This window comes from Enterococcus sp. SB12 (genome assembly GCF_030910025.2).
Lineage (GTDB): Bacteria > Bacillota > Bacilli > Lactobacillales > Enterococcaceae > Enterococcus_B > Enterococcus_B faecium.
The window spans coordinates 1548786-1572430 of sequence record NZ_CP175675.1 but is presented as its reverse complement, the minus strand read 5'-3'; the positions used below and the strand labels follow the sequence as shown (position 1 = coordinate 1572430).

At 37.5% G+C, this 23645-nt stretch carries 21 protein-coding genes, 1 pseudogene and 1 riboswitch; of the genes and pseudogenes, 18 read left to right on the top strand and 4 right to left on the bottom strand.

Features of this window, described 5'->3' with window-relative positions; genetic code table 11:
* Positions 1 to 4 precede the first annotated feature (4 nt).
* The 6 genes from parC to RBL01_RS07715 all read left to right on the top strand — a co-directional run bounded on the left by parC (position 5) and on the right by RBL01_RS07715 (position 8326).
* Entirely contained in the window at positions 5 to 2455 is a 2451-nt protein-coding gene (gene parC / locus RBL01_RS07740; protein WP_002296998.1) for a DNA topoisomerase IV subunit A, read from the top strand.
* A 276-nt stretch (positions 2456 to 2731) separates the two neighbouring features.
* Complete coding sequence (gene pflB / locus RBL01_RS07735) at positions 2732 to 4963, top strand: formate C-acetyltransferase (protein WP_002289265.1); 2232 nt, start codon at positions 2732 to 2734, stop codon at positions 4961 to 4963.
* Positions 4964 to 5206: 243 nt separating this feature from the next.
* A complete protein-coding gene (gene pflA / locus RBL01_RS07730; protein ID WP_002289264.1) occupies positions 5207 to 5968 on the top strand; it encodes a pyruvate formate-lyase-activating protein in 762 nt (253 codons plus the stop codon).
* Between the two features lie 84 nt (positions 5969 to 6052).
* Positions 6053 to 6979, top strand: coding sequence for a manganese-dependent inorganic pyrophosphatase (locus RBL01_RS07725; protein WP_002289263.1), 927 nt, complete (start codon positions 6053 to 6055; stop codon positions 6977 to 6979).
* Between the two features lie 181 nt (positions 6980 to 7160).
* A complete protein-coding gene (locus RBL01_RS07720; protein WP_002327107.1) occupies positions 7161 to 8060 on the top strand; it encodes a DUF1803 domain-containing protein in 900 nt (299 codons plus the stop codon).
* Between the two features lie 140 nt (positions 8061 to 8200).
* On the top strand, positions 8201 to 8326 hold the full coding sequence (locus tag RBL01_RS07715) for a GNAT family protein (RefSeq protein ID WP_002296999.1): 126 nt from the start codon (positions 8201 to 8203) through the stop codon (positions 8324 to 8326).
* A gap of 134 nt (positions 8327 to 8460) precedes the next feature.
* Here the strand turns inward: RBL01_RS07715 and RBL01_RS07710 are convergent, their stop codons facing one another.
* Both RBL01_RS07710 and RBL01_RS07705 read right to left on the bottom strand, forming a co-directional pair.
* Positions 8461 to 9093: a hypothetical protein gene (locus tag RBL01_RS07710; RefSeq protein ID WP_002319418.1), complete on the bottom strand. Its 633-nt coding sequence runs from the start codon at positions 9091 to 9093 to the stop codon at positions 8461 to 8463.
* 147 nt (positions 9094 to 9240) lie between these two features.
* The gene (locus RBL01_RS07705) at positions 9241 to 9783 is read right to left on the bottom strand and encodes a DUF2179 domain-containing protein (protein ID WP_002289260.1); all 543 of its coding nucleotides are present in this window, start codon (positions 9781 to 9783) and stop codon (positions 9241 to 9243) included.
* A 134-nt stretch (positions 9784 to 9917) separates the two neighbouring features.
* Between RBL01_RS07705 and RBL01_RS07700 the strand changes: the two genes are divergently transcribed.
* From RBL01_RS07700 to RBL01_RS07685, 4 genes are all read left to right on the top strand, one after another.
* Positions 9918 to 10307, top strand: coding sequence for a hypothetical protein (locus RBL01_RS07700; protein ID WP_002297001.1), 390 nt, complete (start codon positions 9918 to 9920; stop codon positions 10305 to 10307).
* 3 nt (positions 10308 to 10310) lie between these two features.
* Complete coding sequence (locus tag RBL01_RS07695) at positions 10311 to 11075, top strand: alpha/beta fold hydrolase (RefSeq protein ID WP_002289259.1); 765 nt, start codon at positions 10311 to 10313, stop codon at positions 11073 to 11075.
* A gap of 128 nt (positions 11076 to 11203) precedes the next feature.
* Positions 11204 to 12151: a LacI family DNA-binding transcriptional regulator gene (locus tag RBL01_RS07690; protein ID WP_002327106.1), complete on the top strand. Its 948-nt coding sequence runs from the start codon at positions 11204 to 11206 to the stop codon at positions 12149 to 12151.
* Positions 12152 to 12278: 127 nt separating this feature from the next.
* Positions 12279 to 13055: a hypothetical protein gene (locus tag RBL01_RS07685; protein WP_307780949.1), complete on the top strand. Its 777-nt coding sequence runs from the start codon at positions 12279 to 12281 to the stop codon at positions 13053 to 13055.
* Between the two features lie 41 nt (positions 13056 to 13096).
* On the opposite strand, the pseudogene RBL01_RS07680 reads toward RBL01_RS07685, so the two are convergent.
* Both RBL01_RS07680 and RBL01_RS07675 read right to left on the bottom strand, forming a co-directional pair.
* A pseudogene (locus tag RBL01_RS07680) lies at positions 13097 to 14386 on the bottom strand (ISL3 family transposase).
* A gap of 432 nt (positions 14387 to 14818) precedes the next feature.
* Positions 14819 to 15487, bottom strand: a complete 669-nt coding sequence (locus RBL01_RS07675) for a YitT family protein (RefSeq protein ID WP_002297002.1) — start codon at positions 15485 to 15487, stop codon at positions 14819 to 14821.
* A 133-nt stretch (positions 15488 to 15620) separates the two neighbouring features.
* On the opposite strand from RBL01_RS07675, the gene RBL01_RS07670 reads away from it, so the two are divergent.
* The 8 genes from RBL01_RS07670 (at position 15621) to RBL01_RS07635 (ending at position 23586) form a co-directional block, all read left to right on the top strand.
* The gene (locus RBL01_RS07670) at positions 15621 to 15908 is read left to right on the top strand and encodes a hypothetical protein (RefSeq protein WP_002289767.1); all 288 of its coding nucleotides are present in this window, start codon (positions 15621 to 15623) and stop codon (positions 15906 to 15908) included.
* A 416-nt stretch (positions 15909 to 16324) separates the two neighbouring features.
* The gene (locus RBL01_RS07665; RefSeq protein WP_002289765.1) at positions 16325 to 17863 is read left to right on the top strand and encodes an ABC transporter permease/substrate-binding protein; all 1539 of its coding nucleotides are present in this window, start codon (positions 16325 to 16327) and stop codon (positions 17861 to 17863) included.
* On the top strand, positions 17860 to 18825 hold the full coding sequence (locus RBL01_RS07660) for an ABC transporter ATP-binding protein (RefSeq protein ID WP_002319423.1): 966 nt from the start codon (positions 17860 to 17862) through the stop codon (positions 18823 to 18825). Before RBL01_RS07665 ends, RBL01_RS07660 begins: the two co-directional genes overlap by 4 nt.
* Positions 18812 to 20134: a dihydrolipoyl dehydrogenase family protein gene (locus RBL01_RS07655; protein WP_002319424.1), complete on the top strand. Its 1323-nt coding sequence runs from the start codon at positions 18812 to 18814 to the stop codon at positions 20132 to 20134. The genes RBL01_RS07660 and RBL01_RS07655 overlap by 14 nt, the downstream gene beginning before the upstream one ends.
* Before the next feature lie 62 nt (positions 20135 to 20196).
* Positions 20197 to 20301, top strand: a riboswitch (TPP riboswitch).
* Positions 20302 to 20374: 73 nt separating this feature from the next.
* Complete coding sequence (locus tag RBL01_RS07650; RefSeq protein WP_038809803.1) at positions 20375 to 21118, top strand: ABC transporter permease; 744 nt, start codon at positions 20375 to 20377, stop codon at positions 21116 to 21118.
* A 14-nt stretch (positions 21119 to 21132) separates the two neighbouring features.
* Entirely contained in the window at positions 21133 to 22125 is a 993-nt protein-coding gene (locus tag RBL01_RS07645; RefSeq protein ID WP_002327104.1) for an ABC transporter substrate-binding protein, read from the top strand.
* Positions 22126 to 22136: 11 nt separating this feature from the next.
* The gene (locus RBL01_RS07640; RefSeq protein ID WP_002327103.1) at positions 22137 to 22874 is read left to right on the top strand and encodes an ABC transporter ATP-binding protein; all 738 of its coding nucleotides are present in this window, start codon (positions 22137 to 22139) and stop codon (positions 22872 to 22874) included.
* A complete protein-coding gene (locus tag RBL01_RS07635) occupies positions 22864 to 23586 on the top strand; it encodes a TatD family hydrolase (protein WP_002319430.1) in 723 nt (240 codons plus the stop codon). Before RBL01_RS07640 ends, RBL01_RS07635 begins: the two co-directional genes overlap by 11 nt.
* The last annotated feature ends 59 nt before the right edge of the window (positions 23587 to 23645 follow it).

Here is a 23645-nt window from a genome sequence, read left to right as displayed (position 1 = left end):
CCTGATGGAAAATCGACAAGAAGTACAAGAATTAACTTTAGAAGAAGTGATGGGTGACCGCTTCGGACGTTATTCCAAATATATTATCCAGGAACGTGCACTGCCTGATATCCGTGATGGATTGAAGCCAGTGCAACGCCGGATATTATTTGCCATGAACAAAGATGGCAATACGTATGACAAAGGATTCCGTAAATCAGCAAAATCTGTCGGAAATATCATGGGGAATTATCATCCTCATGGTGACAGCAGTATTTATGAAGCGATGGTCCGCATGAGCCAAGACTGGAAGTTGCGGGAAGTACTGATCGAAATGCACGGGAATAACGGGAGTATGGACGGTGATCCACCTGCTGCGATGCGTTATACTGAAGCCAGATTATCCAAGTTAAGTGGAGAGATGCTAGCAGATATCGAAAAAGAAACAGTCGATCTCGTGTGGAATTTTGATGATACAGAAAAAGAACCAACAGTCCTTCCAGCTCGATACCCAAACCTTCTCGTCAATGGATCGACAGGTATATCTGCTGGATATGCAACAGAAATCCCGACTCATAACTTAGCTGAAGTGATCGATGGCACAATCTATATGATCGATCATCCACAAGCGAGCCTTGAAAAATTGATGGAATATATTCCTGGACCTGACTTTCCAACAGGAGGGATCTTGCAAGGAAAAGATGAAATCAAAAAAGCTTATGAAACAGGGCGAGGAAAAGTTATTCTTCGTTCGAAAACAAAGATAGAAGCAATGAAGGGTAATAAACAGCAAATCGTGATCACAGAAATCCCATATGAAGTAAATAAAGCGACCTTGGTGAAAAAAATGGATGAGATCCGTTTGAATAAGAAAATCGATGGAATAGCTGAAGTACGAGATGAAAGTGATAGAACAGGTCTGCAAATTGTCGTCGAATTGAAAAAAGACGCCAATGCTCAAGGAATTTTGAATTATTTGTTCAAAAACACTGAGCTACAGATCAATTACAATTTCAATATGGTCGCTATCGACCATATGACTCCGCATCAAGTTGGACTGAAAGACATTTTAAGAAGTTATATCGAGCATCGAAAGCAAGTCATAACAAAACGTAGTCAATTCGATTTAGCCAAAGCTCAAAAAAGACAGCATATCGTAGAAGGATTGATGAAAGCTTTATCGATTCTGGATGAAGTAATCGCAACGATTCGTGAAAGTAAAGACAAAAAAGACGCCAAAAAGAATTTAGTCGACGTCTTTCAATTTACAGAAGAACAAGCAGAAGCAATTGTCACATTGCAATTATACCGTTTGACGAACACGGATATCACAGAGCTTCAAAAGGAATCCGAAAGCTTGATTGCGCAAATCACAGAGTTGAATAAAATCCTTTCAAATGACAAAGAGCTTTTCTCTGTTATGAAAAAAGAATTGCGAGAAGTGAAAAAAAATTATTCTTCCGCTCGTCTAACGACAATCGAAGACGAAATCGAAGAAATCAAAATTGATACGCAAGTCTTAGTGGCACAAGAAGACGTAATTGTCAGTGTAACGCGAGAAGGCTATGTGAAGCGAACAAGCCTTCGTTCTTATAGTGCTTCCAAACCAGAAGAAATCGGGATGCGAGAAGGCGACTACTTGCTATACTCAGGTGAATTGAGTACATTGGACCATGTTCTTCTGATCACAAATAAAGCAAATGTGATCTACCGCCCTGTCCATGAACTACCCGATTTGAAATGGAAAGATGCTGGTGAGCACATTTCTCAAACAATCTCCAATCTGTCTGTAGACGAATCGATTTTAGCTGTTTTCCCATACCAAAAAATTCAAGCAGAGAAAACATTTGTATTCATCAGCAAGAATGGATTGATCAAGCAAACACGAATGACAGAGTTCGAACCATGGCGCACCTATAAGAGCCGTCCGCTCAGCTGTATGAAGCTAAAGGCGGAAGAAGATGAACTGATTGCTGTGTATCTGAAAGAAGATCAGCCAGGCTTAGATGTTTTCTTAGTAACGCATCAAGGAATGGGTTTGCGCTATCCTTTAACAGATGTTCCCGTTGTTGGAGCAAAGGCAGCTGGAGTGAAGTCTATGAATTTGAAAGATGGAGATAGGATTATCAACGGGCTGCTTGTGTTAGCAGAAGGTGATACGCCGATCGTAATCGTTACTCAGCGAGGAGCTGTTAAACGCATGCTTGCTCAAGAAATCAGCCAAACTTCACGTGCGAAGCGGGGAGTGACGGTCATGCGTGAGCTGAAAAAAAATCCGCACCGTATTATCTATATGTCGGAAGGAAGATCAAAAGAAATAACCTTGATGAATCAAAAAGGGCAGCAGTTAACGATTGACCCAACTGATTTCCCTATAGGTGATCGAACATCGAATGGATCATTTGCGATGGATGAGAAAAAAGGTGGAGAAGTCATCGAAGTTATCGATGCTCCTGAGATTTTCATCGAGTCGTAACTGTTGTAGTATTTTAATGAAGAGACGACGTCTGTATTAATACAGATGGCGTCTCTTTTTCATTCATTTTTAATAAATCCTTATACGTTTGAAAAAAAAGATGAAAGTGTTCACAATGCTTAAATGTTGGTATGTCAACGTTTATTTAAATATATGTAAATAAAACATAAAAATTGTTAAATAAAAAACAAGAAAACCCTTGCAAAGATAGGGTGCTGTGTTATACTAATCACGTAAAAACTGTTACATAAAAAAGAAATTTAGGAGGTCCATACAATGGAGCAATGGAATGGATTTAAAGGTACCAAATGGAAAGAAGGCGTAGACACTAGAGACTTTATTCAAAATAACTACACTGAATATCGCGGTGATGACAGCTTTTTGGAAGGCCCAACAGAAGCAACAGAAAAACTATGGGATGAATTGCAAAAGTTAAATGATATCCAATTCGAACGTAACGGTGTCTATGATATGGACACAGAAATCGTATCAACTATTACTTCACACGATGCAGGCTATTTGGATAAAGATTTGGAAAAAATCGTCGGTCTACAGACAGACAAACCTTTGAAACAAGCATTCATGCCGTTCGGCGGAATCAATATGGCTAACAATGCGCTAAAAAGCAATGGCTATACACCAAACGATGAATTGACACATATTTTCACTGACTGGCGCAAAACACATAATCAAGGTGTATTTGACGCTTATACTGCTGAAATGCGTGCTGCTCGTAAAAACAAAATCATTACAGGGCTTCCAGACGCTTACGGTCGCGGACGTATCATCGGTGACTATCGTCGTGTGGCATTGTATGGAATCGACTATTTGATGGAACAAAAGAAAAAAGATCATGATATGACTGGTTATCATACAATGAGTGAAGAAGTGATTCGTTTACGTGAAGAAATCACTGAACAATATCGTGCATTAGCGCAAATGAAAGAAATGGCTGCGAAATATGGCTATGATATTTCTAAACCAGCTGCAAATGCAAAAGAAGCTGTCCAATGGCTATACTTCGGATATTTAGCAGCAATCAAATCACAAAATGGTGCTGCGATGTCAATCGGACGTATCTCAGCATTCCTTGATATCTATATCCAACGTGATTTGGATAATGGAGTAATCACAGAAAAAGAAGCACAAGAATTGATCGACCACTTAGTAATGAAATTACGTATGGTCAAATTCGCGCGTACACCTGAATATAACCAATTATTCTCAGGATTCCCTATCTGGGCTACTTTATCCATTGCAGGTATGGGGTTAGATGGTCGTTCATTAGTTACAAAGAATGATTTCCGTCTGCTTCATACATTAACAAATATGGGACCTTCACCAGAACCAAACTTGACTGTTTTGTATTCTGAACACCTTCCAGAAGGATTCAGAACATATGCTAGCAGAATCGCTATCGAAAGTTCTTCGATTCAATTCGAAAATGATAATCAGCTTCGTGAACAATGGGGTTCTGATGATTGTGCGATTGCTTGCTGTGTATCAGGAACAGTTGTCGGAAAAGACATGCAATTCTTTGGTGCTCGTGCTAACTTGGCTAAAACACTATTATATGCCATCAATGGCGGAGTCGATGAAGTGACTGGCGCCCAAGTTGGACCAGAATATCGTCCAATCACATCAGAAATACTAGACTTTGAAGAAGTGAAACATAACTTCATGAATATGATGGATTGGTTAGCAGAACTATATGTCAATACGTTGAACATCATTCATTATATGCATGATAAATATTCTTATGAAGCAGCTCAGCTGGCTTTGATGGATTCTGACTTGCAACGCACATTTGCTACAGGTATTGCTGGGATCTCTCATGCGGCAGACAGCTTGTCAGCGATCAAATATGCAAAAGTAAAAGCAATCCGTAATGAAAAAGGAATAGCAGTTGATTTTGAAGTGGATGGCGACTTCCCTAAATACGGAAATGATGATGACCGTGCAGATGAATTAGTTTCATGGATCTTGGAATACTTCATGGGACAAATCAAACGTCATAAAACTTACCGCAACTCAAAACCAACAACTTCATTATTGACGATTACTTCAAATGTTGTTTACGGTAAAAATACAGGAAATACTCCTGATGGCCGTGAAGCTGGAAAACCACTTGCGCCAGGAGCAAATCCAAGTTACAATGCGGAACAAAGTGGGTTATTAGCTAGCCTGAACTCAACAGCTAAAATGAATTACGGCTGTGCATTGGATGGAATTTCAAATACCCAAACAATCAATCCTTCAGGTCTTGGAAAAGAACAAGATACAAGAATCGAAAACTTGCGTAATGTCTTAGATGGATACTTCTCAAAAGGAGCTTATCATTTGAATGTCAATGTATTCAGTAATGATTTATTGCGTGATGCAATGGAAAATCCAATGAAATATCCGAACTTGACGATCCGGGTATCTGGTTATGCAGTTAAATTCCGTGACTTGACAAGAGAACAACAATTAGATGTCTTGATGAGAACTTCACACGACAGAATGTAAAAAGTTCGTGAAAAAAGTTTTTCGACTTAGCGTCGAAAGGACGTTGAATAGCCATCGCATCAAAATCGAATAATCAGTATGCTTATTTGAAAGAAACGATTTACAGGGGCAGGACTTGTATGTTCCGTCCCTGTAAATTTTACACATAACGAAGCGGCAATTGCGAAAAATTTTGTTCAGAAAGCTTCGCTTCGACAGCTAACTTGTACTTAAAATGAAATCAAAGAAAAGATGTGAACTTAAATGGAAGAAAAAACAATCGGCTATGTTCATTCTATCGAAACTTTCGGTTCAGTAGACGGACCTGGACTGCGCTTTGTCGTGTTTATGCAAGGATGCCGCATGCGTTGCCAATTTTGTCACAATCCAGATACTTGGAATATTGGCGGAGGGAAAGAATACACAGCAGATGAACTTTTAGATAAAGCAGAACGCTTCAGACCTTACTGGGGAGATAAAGGTGGTATTACTGTTAGTGGTGGAGAACCTCTATTGCAGATCGATTTTTTGATCGAACTATTTAAAAAAGCAAAAGAGCGGAAGATGCATACTACATTGGATACATGCGGAAAACCTTTTACGTATGAAGAACCTTTCTTTTCACGTTTTCAAGAATTGATGAAGTATACAGATTTACTGTTATTTGACATCAAACACATCGATAATGAAGAGCATAAAAAACTAACGCATTGGGACAATGAAAATATTTTAGAAATGGCTCAATATTTGTCAAAAATCAACAAACCGGTTTGGATTCGCCATGTACTAGTTCCTGAGCGAAGTGATTATGATGAATATTTGATCCGACTAGACAACTTTATTCAAACCTTGTCAAATGTAGACAGAGTAGAGATTCTTCCTTATCATACGATGGGAAAATACAAGTGGGAAACACTTGGTTTGAAATATCCATTAGAAGGGATCGAACCACCTACAAAAGAACGTGTCGAAAATGCTAAACGATTGCTTCATACAGAAGAGTATACAAAATATTTAACGCGATAGGTCGCATCGGAAAGAAGATAAGTATTGCTTCTTTCCGTTTTTTTGCTATTATTAAATAGGAGAAATCACAAAGGAGCGAATGACATGTCAAAAATTTTAGTTTTTGGTCACCAAAATCCAGATACAGATGCAATCGGGGCAGCCATTGCGTTTTCACACTTGCAAAATGAATTAGGTAAAGAAACAGAAGCAGTTGCTCTAGGTACACCTAATGAAGAAACACAATACGCATTAGACCACTTTCAGCTATCTGCACCACGAGTAGTAGAGTCAGCTAAAGCAGAAAATGCAGATGTCATGCTTGTGGATCATAATGAATTCCAACAAAGTATTTCAGATATCAGCGAAGTAAATATTTTAGCTGTAGTAGACCACCATCGTATTGCAAACTTTGAAACAGCTAATCCATTGTACTATCGTGCAGAACCAGTTGGATGTACAAGTACGATTATTTTAAAACTATATAAAGAAAACCAAGTAACAATTCCTAAAGAAATCGCAGGAATCATGCTCTCAGCTATCATTTCAGATACATTGTTGTTCAAATCACCAACATGTACGCCTGAAGATGAAGCAGCTGCAAAAGAACTTGCAGCAATCGCTGAAGTCGATCTAAACACTTATGGACTTGAAATGTTGAAAGCAGGAACAAATCTAAGTGATAAATCAGCTGCGGTTCTTCTTGATTTGGATGCAAAAAGTTTCCCAATGGGCAGTTCCAACGTTCGTATCGCTCAAGTCAATACAGTGGACCTTAATGAAGTGATGGATCGACAAGCAGAGCTAGAAGCAGCAATGGAAGATGAAATGAAAGCAAATGGCTACGATCTGTTCGTATTAGTTGTCACAAACATCTTAGACAGTGATTCAGAATTACTTGTTGCTGGTAAAGGAAAAGAAAAAGTAGAAGAAGCTTTCCAAACAACTTTGACCAACAACCGTGCTTTGCTTAAAGGTGTCGTTTCACGTAAAAAACAAGTCGTACCTCAATTGACGGCTGTATTTAGCTAATCAAATGGTAGTATGAAGCATTCAAAATGAATGGATAAGCGATTGATCTAAAAAGAAACATAGAACATACTAAAGGCCGAAGAAATGGAGGAGAATAACAGTCAATTATGACTCTTGTTCTTCCTCCTTTTTACGTAAAAGCCTTTTAAGTAAAATAAAACGGATAGAAAAGAGAACATATATGAACTATTATTATTCAAAAAATAAGGAAAACTTTTATCAAAAACTGACCGATGATCCGCTTTTTTCTTCATTGACCGATTATCTATATGAACATCGAGAACAAGAAACGATTCTAAGAGAATTGAAAAAAGAATTTTCGCAAAATAAATTTTCCCATTTTCTTGATCTATTGATCGATGCAGGATTAATCAAGAGGGAAGAACGAAGATATCATTTGAACTTTCCAATATTTGATCCTAAAGATTACTTGCAACAAACCATTTCGGCTGCTGTAACCATAGCTGAACAATTGAAGAGACTCTCTTTTGATGAACAAAAATTAGCAATGGGAGAAGTTATTTGGGCGTATTGTTTCGAAGATGAACGGAAAGAAGCGTATTTTTATGGAGTAAGAAACAGCCGAGAGACAGAATTGCTGAGGACAACTGCAGGAAATGAGAAGTACCGTTTTATCACACTTTCCTCTATAGAACACTTCCCGCTTACTTTGGCTAATTACTTTTTTGTACAGAAGAATCAGCTTCCTGTAACGAAGGCATTCAAAGAATTAGCCGAACTTATTGGAGACGTAAATGAAGCGTACTTTTTTGATCAAATAGAAGTTATCGTTGACAGGATACGTAAGAATAAATATAAAAATCGCCGACCTAGTATTTTCCACCAGTCTCTACTTGTGACGAATACTATAAAGGAAGAAGAATCATTCACATTAGAATTACCTATTGTCGAAAAAAACAATTTTGAGATTGAATTACCAACATTGGATCCTTCATTGACAATGGAGGAAACGGCCTTTCTTAAACGACAAATCTTTTCTGAGCTGAGCAAGAAATTTATACCGCATGCATTTTCTTATATCAAAGAATATGGAACAATATATAACAGCTTTAGTGCGTAAAATTTAAGAGAGCAGTAAGCAAAAATTATACTGACTCTTGCAGGAGGAGCCTTTCTCTTCCTTTATGGTTAAAAGAATTATTTGAGTATTTTGCCTATCTACCACCTATTGGATTCACTACATGGTCTGGAAACAAAGGAATGCAAAAAAATGGTGAGAAATGTGGAATGACAAAGGAAGTAGTGATAAGAAAAGTTAGATTTTTAAATAATCAATATTATGATTCAGTCAAGTATGGCATTTTATGGGAAGAACTAGCTGATTAGATTAGGAAGTCCATTTGATGATCCAGAATCACTAAGAAACGAATGGCGAGTCATTAATAATTTATCCAATCTTGGGTTATTCTTTTTAGATTGAAGTGTTTAAAACTAAAAAAGCATTTATGAAGTCGTAATAGTTAGGCTTCAAAATGCTTTTTATTTTGTTTGTTTTTTCTTTGCCACATAAATACACCTAGACTGACGATGAAGAGCATATCCAACAGATTTCCTGCGACTTGGATCGTAGAAGGGTTGGTCAGTGGCATTAAAGCAAGGACAAAAAAGGAAAACAAGCTGTAAATAAAACAGGTGACAGGAACTAATCGAAAGAAGAGTGGACATTTCAATTGGCTAAAAATGAGTGAAAAAATAAAATAAGTAAAAATGGATAAAATCACGACTAAACCATTCACGATAAAGAAGAAAAGCGTATTGTGATTAAACGAATAAAAAAGAATTGCTAAAAAAGAAAACGTTTTAAATGCAATCAATACGCTTGAAGCTTCGTTTAACGTACCAGGATGTCGATGAAAAAAATAGGCACCAAAATAAACAGAAAACAGTAAGCCGCAAAGAGAAGACAAAATCAAAAAAAACGGATTTTCTTCGGCTTCTGTGATATCAGAATGATCCAAAAGCAACCAGCCTAATGCACTAGAAGGCGCATGTGAGGTCTTAAGGTATGAATAACATAGAAAAAATAAGATCGTCAAAGTTGCAAAAAAAGAGCCTAAATGTAAAAAATTAGTGGTTCTACGTTGAATTTCCATAATATCTCCAAATTAAATTGATAAGTATATAAAGTATAATAACAAATTGATGAGTATATGTCGATGTTTTTTAATCAAAATAATAAATAAAAACTGTCTAACATTTAAAATTTAATTTAGATATTAGACAGTTTTTAAGTTTGTGAGTTATTTTCCTTGTCGTTTTCTCACTTTTTTAGTCCAGAAACCACCTGAAATATATTTTGGCTCATAAGAAATGATAAAAGCACGCTCTTCAATTTCTTTGATCAGGCGATACAGTTCACGTTCGCTTTTTCTAGGAGAAAGTATTTCGAGAACTAGCCGCTCACCTTCCAGCCCCATTGCAGAAGTCTGTGTCACACCATAACCGTGTTCTCTCAGTATACCCGGCAAACTTTTATCTTCTGCGCTATTTGCTGGCAAAATCGTTGTGACCATGATGTATCCTAATGCCAATTTGTCTTCAATCAAAATTCCGACACTGATACCTACTGCGTAACCTAACGCATAGACAAATAAATTCAGTGGATTATCTAAACGATCTAAAACAAGGGATAAGCCGACGATATAAATCGTGATCTCGACCATACTGACAAGTGGAGCAATCAGTCGATAGCCTTTCATTGTCAACATGAAACGTAACGTGTTCAGAGTGATATAAGCAAAATTAATGAGGAAGATCATCCCCAACATTTTTGGATCAATCATTTATAAAACTCCTTTCATTTATATAACAACAATATCAAAAAAAATCGTAAGTGAAGAAAAATTGAAACTTTATACATACAAAAAAATGATAAAATGATTATAATAGAATTATAAAGATAGGTTAGGTGATTAAAATGAAAACGGTCAATCGTGTGTTTTGTGCCAGCCACGTGCTAAGTCTCCTTCTCAGTATATACTTAGGTGTCTATTCGATTCAACAGCCAATTGAGGTAGAGAACATTGTTTTTCAGATGTCGCTGACAGATGGTTTAATTTTAAGCGTTTTTTTCTTTTTGATACTGTTTATTGGTAATATTTTCGGTAGCGTTGCCAGTTTTTTGAATTTTTCTATTTATCCACTCCTTTCGCTAGCATTAGGAGTGGTGGGACTTTGTTCTCTGTGCTTATTTCCCGAGCCATTCAGTCCTGCATTTATATTATTTGGTACACTGAACCTGTTCCAGACAACTGTTGGAGCGTGGTTGCTATGGCGATCAGGAAATTTAATGAAAATAGGTGAGTAACAATTGAATCCAATTATATTGAAACGTTCTGTCCATCATATTCCAGTGTTAGAAGTTGTTCTGAAAGAATTAAGAGAGGAACGTATTCCCGTTGTCATCTATTATCACGGATGGCAGACAAGTAAGGAGTTAGTTTTGACGCAAGGAAGAAAAATTGCGCAGCAGGGCATTCGTGTGATCCTGCCAGATGCGATGAATCATGGGGAGCGCAAACAGCCGGTTTCTTCTATTCCATCCTATACATTTTGGGATAGTATCTACGGAAATCTGTTTGAATTTGACACACTTATCAAGCATTTAGAAAAAAGAGGTCTTCTACATGATCAGCTTGCAGTTGGCGGGGTTTCGATGGGGGGAATGACAACATGCGCCTTGTTGGCTAAACATCCTCATATAGTAGCGGGCGTGTGTTTGATGGGTTCCCCTGCACCTTTGGAATATGGAAAAGAAATCGTAAGGCGCGCATCGGAATATAATTATGTCGTACCAAAAGACTATTTTGATTTGATTTCATGGGTTAAGAGCTATGATTTGTCATTGCAGCCGGAAAAGTTAGCTGGACGTCCTCTGTTCTTTTGGCATGGACAAGCTGACGAAAAAATTCCTTATATACAAACGGAACGATTTGTAGAAAAAAACCGGCATAAGTCTTACGGAAAAGAAATTGTTTTTCGTTCCTCAAAAACACAGCGACATATGGTACAAATACCACTAATGGAAGAAGCTTCCACTTTTTTAGCAAAAAATTTGATAAAAAAGTATAAATAATTGAAACGGAAAATCACTCATGACGATAGAGGATTTTCCGTTTTTTATTTTGGGCTATAATGAACTCTGTTAGGAAAATTTGGTATAATTGATAGTAAGAATGACAACATGTTAGAAAGGAAGAGAGCATGCCCACTTTAGCAGATGTTGCAAAACGTGCCAATGTTTCAAAAATGACGGTCTCTCGAGTCATCAATCATCCGGAACAGGTGACTGACGAATTGAAAGAGTTAGTTTTCTCAGCAATGGCTGAACTGGATTACCGTCCAAATATTGCTGCAAAAGCACTTGTCACGAATCGGTCGCAGATCATCAAATTATTTATACTGGAAGAAATCGACACAACTGAGCCCTATTACATGAATTTGTTGATGGGAATCGCTAAACGGATCGGTAAAGCGCATTATTCTCTCCAATTAGTTACAAATGATGCCTTCGACGTCGGTTCTTGTGATGGATACATCATCACAGGTGTCAGAAAAAAAGACTTCGATTGGATCGACCGTTTGGAAAAACCAGTTGTCTTGTTTGGGGAAAATTCTGAAGGATATGATTATGTAGACAGCGATAATGAATATGGTACAGCAAAAGCAACGCAATATGCCTTAGAAAGAGATTATCAAACGATTATTTATATCGGTATCGAAGTGGACGAGCCTTTTGAAATTTCAAGGGAAACTGGTTATTTATCTGTGATGAAGGAAGCTGATCTTCCTAGTAAAATCTTGCGGTTTCCAAATCATTCGACAGAAGTAGAAAGATATATGACAGAAAACTGGGCAGATTTTACAGATAAAACTTGTTTTGTATGTAGTTCAGATCGGCTAGCACTAGGAGCAGTAAGAGGGATTATAAATGCTGGAGGACACTTGCCCGAAGAATTTGGTGTGATTGGATTTGATGGGGTATTTTTAGACCAAATCAGTTCACCTAAATTGACAACGATCAAGCAAGATATTATACGCATGGGTGAAGTATGTGGAGAAATGTTGTTAAAAAAAATAGAAGAAAAAGGGGCGAGTCAAGGTTATCGTCGTTTTTTTCCTGAACTAGTTATCAGAGAGACAACGAATTAAGTCTTATTACTATATACATTTATGAAATTCATCGCTATTTTCTTAAAATAATCAGCGCATTGCTACTGAAAACAATGAAACTGTGCTATTATTGAGAAAAGTTCCATTTTTGAGAAGGATGGTTTGAATGAAAGAAATCAGACGAAAACATTTCCGTTTTCCTGCGTACGATGATGAGTTAGGCGTAAAATTAACCAACGACAAGAAGCGAGTATTATTTGACGGACAAGAAGATCTTTTGACTGACCAGAATCAGTCCCCGTTTGAGCAGATGAAAGAATTTCATTTCACGAACACGAACACCGAGAAAATCCGTCGCAAGCGTCGTGCAACAAATGGATTGAAGTCAGCTCCGCGTAAGGAAAATTTGGAAAAGCATAAAGGAAAATTACCGGATTATACCGGCCATTACCAATCAGAAATCACATCGACAGGACGAAAAAAACTTTTTGGTGATTCCTCTCGTTCTGTCAGACAAAGTGAAACAAGGACAGAGTCCAAGCATACTACACGAAACGCATCTGTTGACACGAAGGTGCGGGAGCGTTCTTATTTTGTTCCTAAATATGTACCCGCATCGATTATTCCAGACCCTAGAGAAAGCAAAATTTCTGAGGATCATTTAATCGAATCGATGAAAAAAACGGATGACTCTTATCTGTTGTTCGATACAGAACCGACGCCGTATCAAGAAAAAAGAAATGGTGAGCCGTCTGTACGGACATTCAATCGAACAAAAACGTTAGAGGAAACAAAGCAGTCAGAAGAAAAAAAATCGAAAAAAAGCCATGGTATCTTAGAACGCTCATTACAAGGATTGATCGATGATCAAGGAAACTCTTTGGAAGAAAATAGCTATTTTAAAGGCTCTTTGTCAAATGATGTTGGTAAAGAGAAATCTTAGAATAATTGGAGATCAAGTGGATCAGTTCCTCTTGATCTTTTTTAGTTGAAAATCAATGCGTTGCCATGACGAATCATGATGCGCAATTTGAAATTATAAAAGCTACGAAAGCCATATGCATTTCGTTTTAACACTTTGATATGGTTGTTCAGACATTCAAGTGGGCCATTTGAATAACTTTGTTGTAAAGCATTTTTGATTTGTGGCAGAAATTTCTGGAACGTTCTCAAGGTCGTCTGATAGCCTTCGGGAAGCATGATATTATTGGTAAGTAGTTCTTCAAACGATACGTAGTCTCGTTCCTTTACAGCGTAAAGAAAGTCTTGATATAACTGATAGCCTACACGCAAAGCAGGGCTCCCTTTCAGTAAGCGATCCACAATATCGGTCTCTGTTAAATGAGCTTTGAAGCCAGGTCGCCAAAGGCGTCGAGTATAATCAAGCTTGCGTTCATCTTTTTGAAGAAGTTTCCAGTATCTTTTTAATTGCTTACCTAATTGATAGTGTTTTTGTTCTTTGCTTTTTAATAGTTGGTTCGTTTCTTTGATTCGATGATTGCGAAAGGTACGACCAATATGTTGGACGATGTGAAACCGGTCAATAATCAGCTGTGCTTTTGGAAACAGCTTTTTAACGAGCGATACATAAGGAGCGTACATATCAATCACGATCCATTCGACCGCTTCACGAATTTCTCGTGAAAAATGACTAAAATAACGTTTTAAAAAGGCAGTTGTCGGTTCTCGACAATGTCCAATAAGCGCTGTGTTTGTCCATCCATCATGATGAAACTCATAGCACCTGAAACACCCCGAACTGATTTGAATTCATCAAAACAAAGTACCTTAGGTAACGGTGTCCGAAAAGGATTCAACGGACGATAAAATCGCTTCATAATACGGTAAACAGAAGAGACCGATAGATTTTTCTGAGCGGCGATCTCTGTCATTGAGGTATTTTTTCAGACGAGTCACGACAGACCAGCGGACTTTCTCACTGATGAAACAATGTTTTTTCGCAACAGAAGTATCTGCGACAAAGGTCCGCTGACAAGCTTTGCATTTGAAGCGTTGCTTTTTCAATTCGAGGTAGGTACGGTATTCAGAAACATCGTTCATTAACAACCGGACGGTTGTTGTACCCCAACGCACAATATCTGAAGCAATCTGGTGTTTACAGTGGATGCATTCTTGGGCTGTATAAATCAAGTTTCCACGATAAATATGACAGATTTGCCCTTTGTATTTTTCTTTTGTGAGACAATTTTCGTTAAAAGTAACTGATAAGTCTAGAATATCTAATGTTTCTTTGATAAGGTGAGTGTAAGACATCTTGATTCCTCCTTTTGGGTTGGTTCGCCAAATTAATTCTAAAGGATTTCAAGGTGTCTTTTCTATATGTTTTGGAAAATAAAAAAGATGCTGGTGTCATCCACCAACATCAAAAAGTATAGAGCCATTTTAAATAAGTGATATACAAATTTATATTCGGCTACAGTTGGAAAGGAAACGCTGCGGCGTTTCCTTATTTTATACTCTATCCGAAAGTTTATATCGTATCCTCAGATTTTTTTGAGTTTAAGCGAATTTTTTCTCCCAATAAGTAAGAAAATAATGACAAAATAAAAAAACAAACTATTTTCGCAGATCGTTTGCAAAAATAGTTTATTTTTTATTTTTATAAAGAAGATTTTACTGAATAATATCATTTTAGTTTACATAATGATATTTCTATAAATTAAATAAAGTAGTGAAAAATAAGAATCAGTGCTCTAACTGTTCAAGAGGGTCAAGTGGTTCAAATGTTTCTGTAGTCTGTTTTGCTTCCAATTGGGGCAAAACAGATCCAATTTCCAGATACTTCACTTTATTCAATGTATAAGATAGAATAGAACAGCTAAGTAATGTATACAGAAAATGTGTGAGATCCAAATAAAGCAAGGAGACAACTAAAATACCAAAAGTAATCAAGAAAAGACTTTTGCCAATCTTAATATGAAAATATTTTTCAATGGCTTGATAAATGATATCTGTTCCGCCTGTGCTTCCGCCGAATCGAAAGACGAGACCGCAACCAATGCCAGAAAGAATACCTGTCATCAAACTATTGATCAGTAGACTATCTACAGCAAAATGTATATGAAGGCTCTCCCATAAATGTAAAAAGAAAACTAGCGCAAATGTTCCAACGATCGTCCGGAGAAAAGCGTGTTTTCCAAAAAGAAACAATGAGATAAGCAATAAAGGTAAATTAAAAAGCAGTGAAGTGACAGAAGGAGCGAATCCAAAAAGATTATGCAAGAGCAAAGCAATACCAGTAACCCCACCATCTGCCAGCTTAGATGGAATATTGATTCCTGTCACAGCTAATCCGTAGATTCCTGCGCCTAAAATGATTCCGCACAATTCTGTAAATAAATTTAATTTTTTCATTTCTAGCCTCTTTTCTTTTGAAAATTTTCAGCAACTTCTTTATTATACTGACTTATACTCTTACTTCAAGAGGAAAATGAAAAAAAATTATTTTTGGCTGTTTCTTTTTATTTATCAAATAAGGAGTGGAAAAATGCGAGCAGCAGACTTATTGACAATTCTTACAAAATCACCCAAAAAAACAGAGTATCAAGGAGTTTTTTTGGCTCAAGAACAAAAACTGGTGCCTGTGACAATGGTCCAGATAAATAAAGCAAATCAATTTATCTTTTTATTTGAACACGGCAAAGCACCACTTGCTATGAAAGACATCTTTCTTTTTTTGATGAAGAACCGTGAGAAAGCTGTTTATTATCAGTCAAAAGAAGAACTCATTCCGCTTTATGGAGTGAAAGAGATAGAAAATAAAGTGGTGATATAAGTAAAAATAAGAAAACAAGACGTTTATGATGTCAAAACAACCGTTTTTTACATTTTTGGCAAAAAAGTGTCATGATACAGTATAATATTCGTTGAATAGGCCAATAAAGGTGTTCTCCCCCACGAGATTTCTACTTTATTGGCTGTTTCTTTTTATTAAAATAAAAGTTGTGTGTGTGTAAAAAAGATATAGCTGATTCCAAGTGACAATTTCGTATAGATTTTTATGGTATTCGTAGTGAAAAAACGAGAACCAAAAAGTTGATCCGACTTTGTTGCTTGGATTCTTTTTTGTCCGCATATTTAGAGGTATTTTTTCCTTTTTTTTGTTCGTGCTGTAAGGTTAAGGCAAGACAAGTTAGTTGGGAAAAAGGAAAGAAATGTTTATACTTAAAGAATAACAGAAAGGAAGGTCGCATGAATAATTTTATACAAACATTAAGTGAAAGAAAAGGCGAGTTGCTGGAAGCTGCATTTCAACATCTGTCCATTTCTCTCATTTCTTTGCTGATTGCAGCACTGATTGCTATTCCTTTAGCGATTTGGGCAGCCAATCATAAAAAAATGGCAGAAGTCTTATTACAGATCACGGGTGTGCTCCAAACGATTCCTTCACTTGCCTTATTAGGTTTACTTATCCCATTTGTAGGGATCGGAACTGTTCCAGCATTGATTGCACTTGTTATTTACGCTTTGCTTCCGATTTTCCAAAACACGTATATTGGTCTAGCTGAAATTGACCCGTCTATTGAAGAAGCAGCGGTAGCATTTGGTATGTCCAGAATGAGACGCTTGCTGAAAGTAGAGCTTCCAATCGCATTACCTGTCATTATCTCAGGTATCCGAACTGCCTTAGTTTTAATCATCGGTACGGCTACTTTGGCAGCATTGATCGGAGCAGGTGGATTAGGGACATTTATTTTGTTAGGTATTGACCGAAATACACCTGTTTTGACATTGATTGGTGCGATCAGTTCTGCCTTGCTTGCCATTATATTCAGCGGACTGATTCGCTGGTTGCAGCATAAGAAACCTCGATATTCCATCATTACTTTAGCAGCAGTGGTGTGTTTATTTGGCGGCGTTTCTTTATATCAGTCTGCCTTGTTTAAAAATGAAACCATCACGATTGCTGGAAAATTAGGAGCGGAACCTGAAATCCTGATCCAAATGTATAAAGAATTGATTGAAGACAACACAAAAACAGAAGTTGAATTAAAACCGAATTTTGGCAAGACGAGTTTTTTGTTCAATGCACTGGATCAAGGTCAAATCGATATCTATCCTGAGTTCACAGGTACTGTCCTAGAAAGCTTGGTGAAGGTACCTGAAGCAATGAAAAGTGCTGATTTGACAAAAGAAAAAACATATGACGAAGCAGAAGAATTATTGAATAAACAATTCGATATGACATTATTAAAACCAATGGCTTACCAAAATACGTATGCCTTGGCAGTCAAGAGATCTTTTGCGAACGAACATCAACTTAAAAAGATTTCCGATTTGGCAGCTATCTCTGATCAGATCAAAGCGGGATTCACACTGGAATTTATTGATCGTTCAGATGGATATAAAGGAATCCAAGAAGCATATGGCTTGAATTTTTCAAGTGTACAAAGCATGGAGCCAAGTTTGCGTTACCAAGCAATCAATAATGGAGATGTCAATATTGTGGATGCCTATTCCACAGATAGCCAGCTCAAGGAGTACGATCTAGTGACTCTAGAAGATGATCGAGGGTTATTCCCAGCTTATCAAGGCGCACCGCTGATGAAAAAAGATTTTGCTAAAGAACATCCTGAAATCGTTAAAGCACTGAATAAATTAAGCGGAAAAATAACAGAGGATCAAATGATTGATATGAATTACCAAGTCAATGTCGAAAAGAAAAAGCCGACAGAAGTAGCACGAATCTTCCTGAAAAATGAAGGATTAGTAAAGGAGGAAGATCAGTGACTAAATTAATCGAGTTCAAACATGTGCAAAAAAAGTATGATGGAAAGTATGTCATCGATGACCTAAATCTGGCAATCAAAAAAGGAGAAATCTTTGTTTTGGTTGGTCCTTCCGGTAGTGGAAAAACAACTACTTTGAAAATGATCAATGGATTATCTAAACCATCAGCAGGAGACATCTACTTCAAAGGAAAATCGTTAAATGAATATAATCTGCAGAAAATGCGGTGGAATATGGGATATGTGTTGCAGCAAATCGCTTTGTTCCCGACCATGACAGTCAAGCAAAATATTGAAGTCATCCCTGAAATGTTAGGTTGGGAAAAGCAGAAAAGAGCAGACCGTGTAGATGAACTTCTTCAAAAAGTTGGCTTATCTCCTGATATTTATCGAGATCGTATGCCTAGAGAGTTGTCTGGAGGAGAACAGCAACGGATCGGGATCATCCGAGCTATTGCTGCAAGCCCAGATGTGATTTTGATGGACGAGCCATTTAGCGCATTAGATCCGATTTCAAGAAACTCATTACAAGAATTGGTTTTGTCCTTACACGAAGAATTGGGCACGACCATCGTTTTCGTTACGCACAATATGGAAGAAGCAATCAAGCTAGGTGATCGTATTGCATTTATGAAGGATGGAGAAATTATCCAATGTGACACACCAGAGCAGTTATTGATGAATCCTAAAAACGACTACGTTCAGCATTTCTTTGATGAACCGAAACAGACGAAAGAGTGGCGAGTAGAAGATTTAGTCGTCAATGGATATTTCTTAAATGAAATACCAGAAAATGCTCGTCAACAAGTTTGCTTTGATACGCCTATGAAAGAAGTATATTCGCTTCTTTCGGTGTATCCAAGCATTGTGATAGTAGAAAAGCAAAGAAGTATTGGGTCGCTGACAAGTAAAGAAATCTTTGCTTTTTTAAGTCGAGAGGAGGAAGGAAATGAAAACATATGATGCAATCGTCATCGGTTCAGGTGTGAGCGGCTTAAGTGCTGCTTATGGATTGAAAGAAGCAGGTAAAACAGTACTAGTGGTCGAAGAAGATCTATGGGGCGGGACTTGTCCTAACCGTGGATGTGATCCTAAAAAAGTCTTGTTAAGTGCAGTAGAGGCACGTAATCGGGTAAAACAATTGAGTGGAAAAGGTTTTAACGAGATCCCAACTGCCAACTGGGAAGAACTTCAAAAATTCAAACGAACATTTACGGATCCAGTCCCAGAAAGCCGAAAAAAACAATTAGCAGAAGCTGAAATCGATCATCTTTCAGGAACCGCTCGTTTTTTGGATGATTCATCTATTGAAGTCAACGAAGAAGTCTTCCATGCGGATTACTTTGTTTTGGCAACCGGGCAAAGACCTACGATCTTACCAGTGGAGGGAAAGGAATACTTGAAAACTAGTGCAGACTTTTTATCATTGCCTGTACTGCCTAAAGAAATCATTTTTATCGGTGGTGGTTATATTGCTTTTGAGCTAGCTACGATTGCCAATGCTGCAGGGAGCAAAGTAACCATTGTCCATCATAATCAACGGCCATTAAAAGAATTTGAGGCGTCTTTGGTAGAGGAAGCCGTCCATCAAATGGAAGCATCTGGCATTCAGTTTGCTTTTGATGTTGAAACCCAAAAAATCATTTCAGAAGGTACTCGCTATCGTTTAGTCGGAAAAGAGACGGAATTAGTAGCAGATATGATTTTTTGTGCGACTGGGAGACAGCCGAATACAGAATCTTTAGCACTTGAACAAGCGAATGTCGTCTTTGATAAACACGGAATTGCAGTCAATGATTATCTACAAACGAGCAATCCAAAAATTTTTGCGTGTGGAGATATTGTTTCAAGGAAAACACCCAAATTGACACCAGTCGCCACTTTTGAAGGAAATTATGTAGCTAAGCGGATAACGGATGCAACAGGCGACCCTATCAAATATCCAATTATACCCACGATCGTCTACGCTAGTCCTAAACTTGCTGAAGTAGGAGTTACAAAAAGTCACGCCTCTTTGTCAGATCAAGTGGTAGAGATGGATCTTACCAATTGGTTCACCTATCATCGTGTCAATGAACCAGTTGCTAAGGCTGAATTGACCTTTGACCAGCAAAATTATTTGATTGGTGCTGCAGTGATTAGCGAGCAAGCAGACGAATTGATCGATGATTTGACACTAGTCATCAATCAAAAATTGACTAAAAAAGAGTTGGATAGCTATATCATGGGGTATCCAACATTGGCAAGTGATCTCTCCTATTTATTGAAATAATCAGCATGATGACTAAAGCGCTTGTTGCTTTTTCCTTCTTGTGCTACACTTTAAAAAATGAATACCTGTTTCTGGGGATGTCGTAGACGACATGAGAGTAAGTTGTGAACTTAGACCCATTGAACCTGTCAGTTAATACTGGTGAAGGGAGAAACATAGCAGACGCTTGAAGCGGGTTACTATGTCGTGCCCATTTCAAGCGTTTTTTGTTATCCATATTAGAAGAAAGGAGGTAACAAAATGAAGAAAAATCTTTATCCAGCAGTCAGTATGGCATTCATTTTAATTATTTGGCAGATTGTTGTCATAGTTTGGAAAATACCCGCCTTTATCTTACCCGGACCTGCTGCTGTATTTTCTGCATTAGCGGCAGATGCACAAGTATTACTTTCCCATTCTGTCACGACATTAAATGAAGCAGTGCTTGGTTTGGTAATAGCTAGCGTTCTTCCTTTTATTACTGCCTTGGCAATGGATTATTGGAAGTTTTTAGAAATGTCTTTTTATCCGTTACTAGTGATTTCACAAATGTTGCCAATCATGGTGTTAGGGCCATTACTTACCCTATGGTTTGGTTTCGGTATGCTTCCAAAAGTGATTCTTGTTGTCTTGATAAGTTATTTTCCGATCGTAGTCTCTTTTTCCGATACATTGAGGAAAGTATCGAAAGAGCAAGTCATCTTTTTGAAAACGATGGGAGCAAACACATGGAAGATTTATCAAATATATAAAATACCAGAGGGGTTATCCGGATTTTTTTCCGGTTTAAAAGTAGCCGCTACTTACTGTGTCAGCGGAGCAGTCGTTGGAGAATGGCTAAGTGCTCAAGCAGGTTTGGGTTATTATATGATACGCGTAAAAAACAGCTACCAGATCGATAAAGTTTTTGCTGCGATCATTTGTGTTATTCTACTGAGTTTATTGCTCAATGGCGCTTGTTCATTATTGAAAAAAGGGTATTATCGTATGCTTTATATTTTGTAAGAGAAGGGGATCAAATGAAAAAAATATGGCTTTTATTACCGCTACTGTTGCTTCTATCAGCTTGTGGCACAGCAAAAGAAACGAGTAGCAAGCAAGAAACGAAGGATCTGAAAAAAGTGACACTTGTTTTGGATTATGTACCGAATACTAATCATACTGGTATCTACCTAGCAAAAGAAAAAGGCTACTATAAAGAAGCTGGTTTAGATGTCCAAATCATCGAACCAGGAGATAATTCGACAAGTATTGGTCTAGTAGGTGCTGACAAAGCACAATTTGGTGTAAGTTATCAAGAAGACGTCACTTATGCTCACGCAGATGGACAGAATATACCAGTCAAAGCAATTGCTACAGTGATCAAACATAATACTTCTGGGTTTGCTGCCTTATCAAACAGTAATATCCATTCACCAAAAGATTTTGAAGACAAAACATATTCAGGTTGGCAGAGTCCAAGTGAAGAAGCTGTCTTAAAAGCTGTGATGGAAAAAGATGGTGGCGACTTTTCGAAACTGACAATGGTAGGAAGCAATGGAGAAGGGCCAGAAAGCTTAGGAAAATCCTCAGATATCCAATGGTACTTTGAAGGTTGGGATATGATCAAAGCAAAAGAAGCCGGTATCAAACTCAACTATATCCCATTGAAAGAATTAGATGAACGGTTAGATTACTATACTCCAGTAATTATTACGAATGACCAGCTAATCAAAGGTGATCCAGAATTGGTACAGTCTTTTATGAATGCAACGAAAAAAGGCTATCAGGAAGCTATTAAGGATCCAAATGACAGTGCTAAACTGTTGCAAAAATATGCAAAAGAAAATGAATTGTCATTTTTAGAAGAATCACAAGCATTCTTGTCAAAAAATTATACGGATGATCCTGAGAAATGGGGAATGATGGAAGAAAAAGTTTGGGGCAATTATACAGATTTCATGCAAGAAAACGGATTGATCAAGCAAAACGTACCTTCGCAAGAACTATTCACTAATCAATTTGTAAAATAGGAGTGATAGATATGTCAATCCAAATCAGCCACTTGAATGTAGTCATTGAAAAACTGAAAATATTAGAAGACATCCATTTCACTATCCCTAAAGATACCTTTACATCGATTGTCGCGCCAAGCGGAGCCGGTAAGTCAACATTGCTGAAGACTTTAACAGGAGTCCAGCCTATGACTTATGGAACGATCAAAGTAGACGGTCAAAAAATAACTGGTCTTCATACAGCATTTAGTTATATGCCACAAGAAGATATGTTACTTCCTTGGCTGAGCGTCTATCAAAACGTTACGTTATATCAAAAAATCAATCATCTAGCAATTGATGAAGAAGAAGTAAGGGATTATTTGGATATCTTTGGGTTAAACGGCTATGAACATTTTTTGCCGGAACAATTATCTGGCGGGATGAAGCAGCGAACGGCCTTGTTACGAACAATCATGAATCCTTCTTCTTACTTGCTTCTTGATGAACCATTTGGAGCGTTAGATGCTATGACCAGAGGGCAGATGCAAGATTGGATGCTGAAACTGCCTAAAAAAGCAAAGCGGACTACTTTGCTCGTGACACATGATATTGAAGAAGCAATTTATTTATCAGACAGGATTCTTGTGCTTTCTGCCCGTCCGGCACATGTGATTGCTGAGATTCAAGTGCCTGAAAAACGACGGTCACGTGAATGGCTGCTACAGCAATCAGAGTTGAAGCAAACGATTTATCAGTTATTGGCAGGTGAATTAGATGTTAAGTGATGCTCATTGTCATTTAGATGGGAGTCAGAATTTAGCACTCCTTCAGCAGGAACACACGATTTTGACGATCATCAATTGTGATTCGCCAGAAGAATGGGAGGAAAACATACAGCTTGCAGCAAGTAAGAATCAAGCCTTAAGTTACGGTATCCATCCTTGGAAAGCAGATAGCTATACGTTTGAACAAGTTGAGCCTTTTTTGAAAAAAACAAGAATAATCGGTGAAATAGGGTTAGATAATATTTGGACGAATGTACCGATGACTACACAAAAAAAAGTATTTGAGCGACAGCTTGCTTTTGCAGCCGTAAATAAGAAACCTGTTGTACTGCATACAAAAGGATGCGAAAAAGAGATCTTAAGTTATATCCAAGCTTACCCTAATCACTATTTGATCCATTGGTATTCTTCTTTGGACTATCAACAAGACTATATTGATTTAGGCTGTTATTTCAGCATTGGTCTTGATTTGAAAAAGAATCCAGCAGTCTGGCAACTAGCTAAAGCAGTCCCAATCGACCACTTACTTATTGAAACGGATGGACTACATGCAGCAGAGTGGGCATTAGGGGGGATTTTTTCAGAAAAAGATTATGTCTCACTGCTTGAAGAACAGTTAAAGACAATCGCTGAGATCAAAGAGCTATCAGTTGAAGAAGTTAAGAAAAATACTTATCAAAACTTGGAACGTTTCATTAGATTAGGTAAATAAAAAGGAGGTGTGACACTAGTTGTGTCACACCTCCTTTTTGGCTTTCTTTGTATAAAAGT

Excerpts from the sequence above, each read along its gene's own strand:
- parC (WP_002296998.1), top strand. The coding sequence starts at position 5 with ATGGAAAATCGACAAGAAGTACAAGAATTAACTTTAGAAGAAGTGATG.
- pflB (WP_002289265.1), top strand. The coding sequence starts at position 2,732 with ATGGAGCAATGGAATGGATTTAAAGGTACCAAATGGAAAGAAGGCGTA.
- pflA (WP_002289264.1), top strand. The coding sequence starts at position 5,207 with ATGGAAGAAAAAACAATCGGCTATGTTCATTCTATCGAAACTTTCGGT.
- RBL01_RS07725 (WP_002289263.1), top strand. The coding sequence starts at position 6,053 with ATGTCAAAAATTTTAGTTTTTGGTCACCAAAATCCAGATACAGATGCA.
- RBL01_RS07720 (WP_002327107.1), top strand. The coding sequence starts at position 7,161 with ATGAACTATTATTATTCAAAAAATAAGGAAAACTTTTATCAAAAACTG.
- RBL01_RS07715 (WP_002296999.1), top strand. The coding sequence starts at position 8,201 with ATGCAAAAAAATGGTGAGAAATGTGGAATGACAAAGGAAGTAGTGATA.
- RBL01_RS07710 (WP_002319418.1), bottom strand. The coding sequence starts at position 9,093 with ATGGAAATTCAACGTAGAACCACTAATTTTTTACATTTAGGCTCTTTT.
- RBL01_RS07705 (WP_002289260.1), bottom strand. The coding sequence starts at position 9,783 with ATGATTGATCCAAAAATGTTGGGGATGATCTTCCTCATTAATTTTGCT.
- RBL01_RS07700 (WP_002297001.1), top strand. The coding sequence starts at position 9,918 with ATGAAAACGGTCAATCGTGTGTTTTGTGCCAGCCACGTGCTAAGTCTC.
- RBL01_RS07690 (WP_002327106.1), top strand. The coding sequence starts at position 11,204 with ATGCCCACTTTAGCAGATGTTGCAAAACGTGCCAATGTTTCAAAAATG.
- RBL01_RS07685 (WP_307780949.1), top strand. The coding sequence starts at position 12,279 with ATGAAAGAAATCAGACGAAAACATTTCCGTTTTCCTGCGTACGATGAT.
- RBL01_RS07675 (WP_002297002.1), bottom strand. The coding sequence starts at position 15,487 with ATGAAAAAATTAAATTTATTTACAGAATTGTGCGGAATCATTTTAGGC.
- RBL01_RS07670 (WP_002289767.1), top strand. The coding sequence starts at position 15,621 with ATGCGAGCAGCAGACTTATTGACAATTCTTACAAAATCACCCAAAAAA.
- RBL01_RS07665 (WP_002289765.1), top strand. The coding sequence starts at position 16,325 with ATGAATAATTTTATACAAACATTAAGTGAAAGAAAAGGCGAGTTGCTG.
- RBL01_RS07655 (WP_002319424.1), top strand. The coding sequence starts at position 18,812 with ATGAAAACATATGATGCAATCGTCATCGGTTCAGGTGTGAGCGGCTTA.
- RBL01_RS07650 (WP_038809803.1), top strand. The coding sequence starts at position 20,375 with ATGAAGAAAAATCTTTATCCAGCAGTCAGTATGGCATTCATTTTAATT.
- RBL01_RS07645 (WP_002327104.1), top strand. The coding sequence starts at position 21,133 with ATGAAAAAAATATGGCTTTTATTACCGCTACTGTTGCTTCTATCAGCT.
- RBL01_RS07640 (WP_002327103.1), top strand. The coding sequence starts at position 22,137 with ATGTCAATCCAAATCAGCCACTTGAATGTAGTCATTGAAAAACTGAAA.
- RBL01_RS07635 (WP_002319430.1), top strand. The coding sequence starts at position 22,864 with ATGTTAAGTGATGCTCATTGTCATTTAGATGGGAGTCAGAATTTAGCA.